The organism is Cupriavidus sp. MPR-AND1C (assembly GCF_058809705.1).
Genome location: NZ_JBXASU010000181.1, coordinates 1 through 3,167 on the forward strand (window position 1 = coordinate 1; position 3,167 = coordinate 3,167).

Consider the following 3,167-nt stretch of genomic DNA (forward strand, 5'->3'; position numbering starts at 1 on the left):
GCCAGGCTCTCCCTTGAAACCCCCCAGTACGAAAGTACTGGGGGGTTTTGCTTTTGTGCGATCGAAAGTGGCTGCGATTTTGCGGCTGCGATTTGCAGCAACGATTTTGCGCGATCACGTTTGCCAAATGAAATGTGAATCGCGGAGCGCGAAACCCAACGCCCCGCGATTCAGGCCCGGCCTCAGGCCTCAGGCCTCAAGCTTTCTTCAACTGCTCCCGGATCGGTAGCGCGCGGATGCGCTTGCCGGTAGCCGCAAAGATCGCATTGCACAGCGCAGGCGCGATGGTCGGCACGGCCGGTTCGCCGACGCCGCCGAGCGGTGCGTCGAACTTGCCCGGCACCAGATGCACATGGATCTGGCGCGGCGCCGAGGGCGCGCGCATCACCTCGTACTGGTGGAAGTTGTCCTGCTGGGCGCGCCCGTCCTTGAAGGTGATCTCGCCCGTGGTGGCCAGGCTGATGCCCATGATGCAGGCGCCTTCCACCTGTGAGCGGATGCGGTCCGGGTTGACCTGGGCGCCGCAGTCCACCGCCATGTCGATGCGCGGCACGCTGATGCTGCCGTCATCGGCCACCACCACTTCGACCACCGCCGCGACGTAGGTCACGAAGCTGTAGCAGACCGCCAGCCCCAGCCCGCGTCCCTTCGGCAGCGTCTTGCCCCAGCCGGCTTCGCGCGTAGCCAGTTCAATCACGCCGCGCAGGCGGCCGATATCAAGCGGATACTGCTGCGGCGATTCGCCGTAGTTCCAGGTATCGGACAGCTGCGTCGGGTCAATGCGCCGGTCCGGGCCGAGCAGCGCCAGCAGGTAGTCGCGATGGTCGCGCCCGGCTGCCGTCGCCAGTTCGGCCGCGAACGATTGCACGGCAAAGGCGTGGGGGATGTTGGACACCGAACGGAACCAGCCGATGCGGGTGTGCGCCTCCACCTCGGGGTTTTCCACGCGCACGTTGGGGATGTCGAATGGCATGTTCACCGCCGACATGCCAAGCTCGAACGCGGCTTCGTTCTTCGCGCCAGCCACGAAGGTCGACGTGATGGTGGAGGCTGCAGTGCGATGCAGCCATGCCTGCGTCTTGCCGTCGGTGCCGAGCATGGCTTCCATGTGCTCGACGGAAACGGTGTGGAAGTAGTCGTGATGCAGGTCGTCGTCGCGCGTCCAGGTTACCTTGACCGGCTTGCCACCCATGGCCTTGGACAGCAGCGCGGCCTCGGCGGCGAAGTCCGGCTTGGACTTGCGGCCAAAGCCGCCGCCCAGCAGCGTCACGTGTACGGTGACGTCCTCCGGCTTCAGGCCGAGATGCCCGGCCACGGTTTCGCGCGTGGCCTGCGGCGCCTGGACCGACGTCCAGACTTCACACTTGCCATCGGCGATGCGCGCCGTCGCAACCGGCGGCTCCATCGTGGCGTGCGCGATATGCGGCAAGTAATACTGTGCCACGATGCGCTTGCCGGGGCCGGACAGGGCGGCCATCGTGTCGCCCTGGTTGCGCACCACCTTGCCGGGCTGGCTTGCGGCCTTTTCCATCGCGGCGCGGAACGCACCGGACTCGTAGCTGGCGTTGGGGCCATCGTCCCAGCGCAGCTTCAGCGCCTCGCGGCCCTTGATGGCCGACCAGGTATTGGTGGCGATCACTGCCACGCCGCCCAGCGGGTGGAACAGGGCGGGCGCGGGGCTGCCGGCCAGCTCCACCACCTTGATCACGCCGGGCACCTTCATCGCCAGCGTGGAGTCAACGCCGGCGAGCTTGCCGCCGAACACGGGTGGGCGGGCGATGACGGCGTACAGCATGCCGTCGAGCCGCACGTCGATGCCGTACTGCGCGCGGCCAGTGGCGATGTCGTGGCCATCGATGCTGCGCGTGCTGTCCTTGCCGATATAGCGGAATTGGGCCGGATCCTTCAGCTTGAGGCTGGCGGCCGCCGGCACGGGCAGGCGCGCGGCGTCCTTTGCCAGCGCGCCAAAGCCAAGGCTCTTGCCGCTCGGCACGTGGACCACCGCGTGGTTGCGCGCCTGGACTTCGCTTGCCGGCACATTCCAGCGCGCGGCGGCGGCAGCTTCCAGCATCATCCGCGCACTAGCGCCCACGCGCCGCATGGGCTCGAAGAAATGCCGCACGCTGCGCGAGCCGTCGGTGTTCTGGTTGCCGTAGCGGATTTCATCGCCGGGCGCCTGCACCACCAGCACCCGCGCCCAGTCGGCTTCGAGCTCGTCGGCCACCACCATCGGCAGGCTGGTGCGCACGCCTTGCCCCATCTCGGAGCGGTGGCAGACGATGCTTACCTTGCCATCTTCGGCAATGGAGAGGAACACCAGCGGGCTATCCACGGCACCGCCGGGCATGCCGTCGCGGCCGTACTTCTTGGGCTCATCCGCTGCCAGCACGATGCCGTCCAGGCCAACCGTCAACGTCAGGCCGGCGAGGGCGCCCATGCCCTTGAGCCAGGCGCGGCGCCCGGCGGATTGCAGCGTGCTCATTGGGCGCTCCTCTTGCCGGTCGGCTGGGCAGACGGCTTTGCCGCCACGCTCGATCTGGCAACGTGCTGGATGGCGGCGCGGATGCGCGTATAAGTGCCGCAGCGGCAGATGTTGCCGCTCATGGCCCCGTCGATGTCTTCTTCGCTCGGGTGCGGGTTGGTGTGCAGCAGCGCGGTGGCGGACATCAACTGCCCCGCCTGGCAGTAGCCGCACTGCGGCACGCCGAATTCCTCCCACGCTGCCTGCAAGGCCTGCCCGATCTTGTCGGCCGACAGGCCCTCGATGGTGGTGATCTTCTTGCCGGCCACCGCCGAGATCGGGGTCACGCAGGAGCGGATCGGCTGGCCGTCCAGGTGCATGGTGCAGGCGCCGCACAGGGCCATGCCGCAGCCAAACTTGGTGCCGGTCAGGCCGAGGTGATCGCGCACCGCCCATAGCAGCGGGGCGTCATCGGGCAGATCGATCTTCTGCGGCTTACCGTTGATCGTGATGGTTCTCATGTTTTTTGTGGGGATGGTGCAACGGGGACGAGGGCTGGCGGACGAGCCAGGTGCCTGCGCGGCTTTGCGCAACGCGCATTGTGATGCCGGCGGCAGGTACTCGGGAATGGCGGTGTGGGGATTTGTTAATTCCAAAAACTGGAATTATGACGCTGCGCAGGGTGGGGCGAGGGGCGGTGCGGAGG

Annotated in this window: 2 protein-coding genes; both read right to left on the minus strand. The window is 67.1% G+C overall.

The window, feature by feature from the left end:
- Positions 1 to 196: 196 nt before the first annotated feature.
- Complete coding sequence (locus AC1RWI_RS37800) at positions 197 to 2,482, minus strand: xanthine dehydrogenase family protein molybdopterin-binding subunit (RefSeq protein ID WP_043353292.1); 2,286 nt, start codon at positions 2,480 to 2,482, stop codon at positions 197 to 199.
- Positions 2,479 to 2,982, minus strand: coding sequence for a (2Fe-2S)-binding protein (locus tag AC1RWI_RS37805; RefSeq protein WP_043353294.1), 504 nt, complete (start codon positions 2,980 to 2,982; stop codon positions 2,479 to 2,481). Before AC1RWI_RS37805 ends, AC1RWI_RS37800 begins: the two co-directional genes overlap by 4 nt.
- Between the last annotated feature and the right edge of the window lie 185 nt (positions 2,983 to 3,167).

Bases quoted from the DNA above. Each gene is read 5' to 3' on its own strand.
- AC1RWI_RS37800 (WP_043353292.1), bottom strand. From the start codon at position 2,482: ATGAGCACGCTGCAATCCGCCGGGCGCCGCGCCTGGCTCAAGGGCATG.
- AC1RWI_RS37805 (WP_043353294.1), bottom strand. From the start codon at position 2,982: ATGAGAACCATCACGATCAACGGTAAGCCGCAGAAGATCGATCTGCCC.